The following is a 4106-nucleotide window of genomic DNA, read 5'->3' as shown; positions in this document are numbered from 1 at the left end:
ACTGCAGGGGGGACCCTGTGGGAGAGTAGGACGCCGCCGAACAATCATTCAGAGAAGGCCCCACCCGGTTTCCGGGTGGGGCCTTTTCGCGTTTCGGCTCAGTGGTCCTGGAGGTTTTCCTCCCGGTCGTTCGGCTGCCCCTGTGCCTGAGTCGGCGTCGCCTCGGCAGATGCCGTCGGGGTATTCGACTGGGGCGCCTGAGGTGTCTGAGATGCCTGGGGCGTCTGGGATACCTGCGGTTCCTGCGGTTCCTGCGGTGTCTGGGATGCCTGTACCGGCACCGCTGCCGTTCCCCAAGCAGGCCGGCCGAGCCACTTTTCGCCGCTGTTGGTGAGCCGGGCGACGCCCGTACCGTCCGGCCGCATGGTGTAGAGGTCGGGGCCGGAGCCCGCGGAGGCCTGGGTGAAGACGATGGACTTGCCGTCGGGCGCGTAGGCGGCGGTGCCGTAGGAGGAGTTGGAGGGGGCGGAGGTGAGGGCGCCGATGGCGCTGCCGTCGGGGTGGACGGTGTAGATGCCGCCGCCGGGGACGTTGTCGGGGCCCGCCGGGTAGGTGGTGAAGAGGATCTGAGTGCCATCGGGGGACCAGCTCGCGCGGTCGCCGGCGCGCAGTTCCCAGGGGGTGAGCTGGCGGAGCCCGGTGCCGTCGGCGCTGACGATGTAGATGGCGCGGCTGTTTGCGGGCTGTCCGGTCTCGCTGGTGCGGTACTCGAAGGTGAGTTGCTTGCCGTCGGGGGACCAGCTGGGGTTGCTGACGGCACCGGAGTACGGCTTGTCGTTGGTGAGGAAGGTGAGCCGCTGGACGTTGGTGCCGTCGGGGCTCATCAGGTAGAGGTCCGAGTACTGGACCTGGTTGGCGTGGGCCTGGTCGAGGGCACCCCAGGAGCGGCTGAAGGCGAGCTGCTTGCCGTCCGGAGAGTAGGCGGGGGCGCGCTCGTCCTCGTTGGCGCAGTCGGCGGTTCCGCTGCTGGTGTCGCAGAGTTGGCTGATCTGGCGGGCGTTGTCGCCGGTGGCGGAGACCGTCCAGAGACGGGCGGCGCCGCTCTGCGGATCGGATCGGTCGAAGGCGATGGCACTGCCGTCGGGGGACCAGTCGGGGCGGTCGTCGCGGGCGCGGTCGGGTGGCTGGGTGACCTGCTGCTGGGCGGTGCCGTCGGGGGCGAGGGTGACGATGGCGCTGGTGGTGCGGCGGGCGTCGGTGTAGGCCCGGCTGACGATCAGTCCGTTGTGCGCGGGGGTGGCGGCCGCGGCGCCGACCACACCGGGGGTTGCGGAAGGGGTCGGCTGGGGGGTGGCGGTGGGGGACTCCGGGCGGATCTCGGACAGCGGGATCTCCCCGGGCTCGGCCCCGCAGCCGGTGAGCAGGGTGCCCAGAAGCAGAAGGCCCGCACCGGCGGTTGCGCGGGTGCGGGCCCTGCTCGTGGGGGACTGCCCTGTGCCGGTGATCCGTGCCATCTCCGTCTCCGACCTTTCCGACCGCTCCGACGTGTGCTCCGTCTCGGATCAAGGAGTAGATCCGGGGCGGAGGCCCCTGGAAGGAGCTGTCACTGTGTCAGAAGGAGAGGGTCGGCGGCCGGGCGACACGCGACGGAGCGAGTTCACTCGGTCGCGCGGAGTAGGAGGTGGGATTCGGTCAGCCCCGGGCGGCGCGGCGCTCGGCCTTGGCGAGGGCCTCCGCCTCGTCCTCGGCCTCGGCGACCTTCAGGGTGGGTGCGGTGCCACCGAGGTGGGCGGGCTGCCACCAGGTGTCGTCCGGCCCGGAGGGCTTGCCGGGGTACTGGCGCTGGGCCTGGTCGAGCATCTCGCTCATGGCGGCGCGCAGCTTTCTGGTGACCATGACGGGCTTGTCGTCCGGGCCCAGGCGAATCGGTTCGCCGATCATGATCGTCACCGGGACGTGGCGCTTGGTGAGGGTCTTCGGGCGGCCCTTGGTCCAGAGCTGCTGGGTGCCCCAGAGCACGACGGGCAGCAGCGGGGTGCCGGAGTCGGCGGCCATCCGCGCGGCGCCGGTCTTGAACTTCTTCAGCATGAACGAGCGGCTGATGGTCGCCTCGGGGAACACCCCGACGACCTCGCCGGCCTTGAGGGCGCGCACGGCGGCCTCGTAGGCGGGCTGGCCGTCGGTGCGGTCGACCGGGATGTGCTTCATGCCGCGCATCAGGGGGCCGGAGATGCCGTGCTTGAAGACGTCGTCCTTGGCCATGAACCGGGTCTTGCGCTTGCCGCCGCGGTAGGCGCCGAGGCCGGCGAAGAGGAAGTCCAGGTAGCTGATGTGATTGCTGACCAGCACCGCGCCGCCCTTGGCGGGGATGTGCTCGGCACCCACGATCTTGATCCGCACGTCGAGCGCACGGAAGGCGGTGAGTGCGGCGCCGATCACCGGCGGGTAGACGAACTCTGCCACGGTCAGTCCTGACTTCCACGGGCCGGAGCCCGGTACGGCGGTACCCGCGCCGTTGCGAGGGGGCCGACCGGAGCACGGCACGCCGCGGCGGTCACGGGTGATACACGGAGATGATCCCCCGAACGGGTGCCTGCTGTCACCTGAGGCGTGCGGTCCAGCGAATATTCGCGGTGTGATCTCCGTGATGAATCGGGCCGGGAACCTTTCCGGTCCCCGACCCCGACCCCGGCGGTGCGGCGCGCGCGGCGGTGGGTGCGGCGGCGGTGCGGCGGTGCTGGTCAGGCCCCGGCGCCGAGGCGGCCCTGGGCGCGCCGGACGATCGGGTACATCTCGCAGCCCAGGCAGTAGCCGAAGGCGGCGTTCAGGAAGGCCGCGGTCAGGGCGAAGGCGGTGGCCAGCAGGCCGAGCCAGGTGACTTCCGTGAGGTAGCCGAGGGTGCCCACGGAGGCGAAGACCAGGCCGACGCCCTGCGCGAAGCGCAGTGGCCGCTCGTCCTCGGTCGCGGTGGGCGGTGCCAGCCGGGGGAGGACGAAGGCCCGGAACAACAGGCCGTACGGGGAGAGCCGCAACCCGCCGCAGGTGCTGAGCGCGAAGACCAGGGCCTGGGCGGCGAGTAGGAGGCCGCTGCCGGTGATCAGGACGGCTGCCAGGACGATGGCGGTGAGTGCGGAGGAGAAGCGGGGACCGCGGAGGTCGGTCTGCACGGGGGCTCCGGGAGGGTCGCGACGGACGGCTGCGGCGGGGCGCGTCGATGTCAGCGGGAGGTGGTGGCCCGCCCCAGATCGACGACGCGACGGGAGGTCAGCAACGGCGGTGCGGTGCGCTCGGAATCCACCGGCCGATCGTACGCGGGCCCGGCGCCGGCGGTCGACCATTCTTTCGGCGGTCGCGCGCGCTGCCGCAGACTGGAGGGATGACCGGATCGGTGGTGTGCGTTGTCGTGCTGGCGGCGGCGGCCACGTTCGGTCTGCTGCGGGTCGGGCGAGACGGAAGGCTGAGGGTGCGCACCAAGGACGAGGCGATACGGCTGTCGGAGGCCGACCTGGGAGGGCCGCTCGGTGAGCGGGCGACGTTGGTGCAGTTCTCCACCGCCTTCTGCCAGCCGTGCCGGGCCACCCGGCGGGTACTCGCCGAGGTGGCGGGGATGGTCGACGGGGTCGCGCACATCGAGGTGGACGCCGAGGCGCAGCTGGAGCTGGTCCGTCGGCTGGAGGTGCTGCGGACGCCGACCGTCCTGGTGTTGGACGCGGGTGGCCGGGTGGTGCGCCGGGCCGCGGGGATGCCGCGCAGGGCGGATGTGATCGCGGCGCTGGGGCAGGCGGTCTGAGGGCCGGCGGGGGCTCGCGCGCCGGTCTGCGCCACCCCGTGGGGTGGAGTCCACGCCCGCCTGGTGCAGGATGGGCGCAAGCGGCAGTGCAGCCGTCCCGGCGTAAGCTACTGGCCAGTAGTGACCACTGAGATACTGGCGAGTATGCTGCCAGGGAGTTCCGGACCGGCACGGGAAACTCGCTGCCCGGAGCGGGTGCGTGGTGTGTCGCGCCCGTTTGCACCACCGCAGCCGCCGGACGAGACCAGTACAGGAGACAGGCCGTGAGCTTGAGGATCGTTGTCTGTGTGAAGTACGTGCCGGACGCGACGGGTGACCGTCGTTTCGCGGACGACCACACCACCGACCGGGAGGGCGTGGACGGCCTCCTGTCGGA

General features: G+C 71.6%; 4 protein-coding genes and 1 pseudogene. 2 read left to right on the top strand and 3 right to left on the bottom strand.

From position 1 onward, the window contains the following. Positions 1 to 98 precede the first annotated feature (98 nt). The 3 genes from ACFQ87_RS44930 to ACFQ87_RS44920 all read right to left on the bottom strand — a co-directional run bounded on the left by ACFQ87_RS44930 (position 99) and on the right by ACFQ87_RS44920 (position 3107). Complete coding sequence (locus ACFQ87_RS44930) at positions 99 to 1454, bottom strand: TolB family protein (protein WP_380616831.1); 1356 nt, start codon at positions 1452 to 1454, stop codon at positions 99 to 101. Positions 1455 to 1632: 178 nt separating this feature from the next. Then, positions 1633 to 2403, bottom strand: coding sequence for a lysophospholipid acyltransferase family protein (locus tag ACFQ87_RS44925; RefSeq protein ID WP_380616830.1), 771 nt, complete (start codon positions 2401 to 2403; stop codon positions 1633 to 1635). A gap of 278 nt (positions 2404 to 2681) precedes the next feature. After that, positions 2682 to 3107 carry a DUF4395 domain-containing protein gene (locus ACFQ87_RS44920; protein ID WP_380616829.1) on the bottom strand — a complete coding sequence of 142 codons (426 nt, stop codon included), beginning with the start codon at positions 3105 to 3107 and terminating at the stop codon, positions 2682 to 2684. Between the two features lie 209 nt (positions 3108 to 3316). On the opposite strand from ACFQ87_RS44920, the gene ACFQ87_RS44915 reads away from it, so the two are divergent. Together ACFQ87_RS44915 and ACFQ87_RS44910 are read left to right on the top strand one after the other, a co-directional pair. Next, positions 3317 to 3730, top strand: coding sequence for a thioredoxin family protein (locus ACFQ87_RS44915; RefSeq protein ID WP_380616828.1), 414 nt, complete (start codon positions 3317 to 3319; stop codon positions 3728 to 3730). A 263-nt stretch (positions 3731 to 3993) separates the two neighbouring features. Further along, positions 3994 to 4106, top strand: a pseudogene (locus ACFQ87_RS44910) (electron transfer flavoprotein subunit beta); the annotation flags it as partial.

The organism is Kitasatospora sp. NPDC056531 (assembly GCF_042794375.1).
Classification (GTDB): Bacteria; Actinomycetota; Actinomycetes; order Streptomycetales; family Streptomycetaceae; genus Kitasatospora.
Note: the sequence above shows the minus strand (reverse complement) of the source record. Positions and strands in the feature narration are given on the sequence as shown.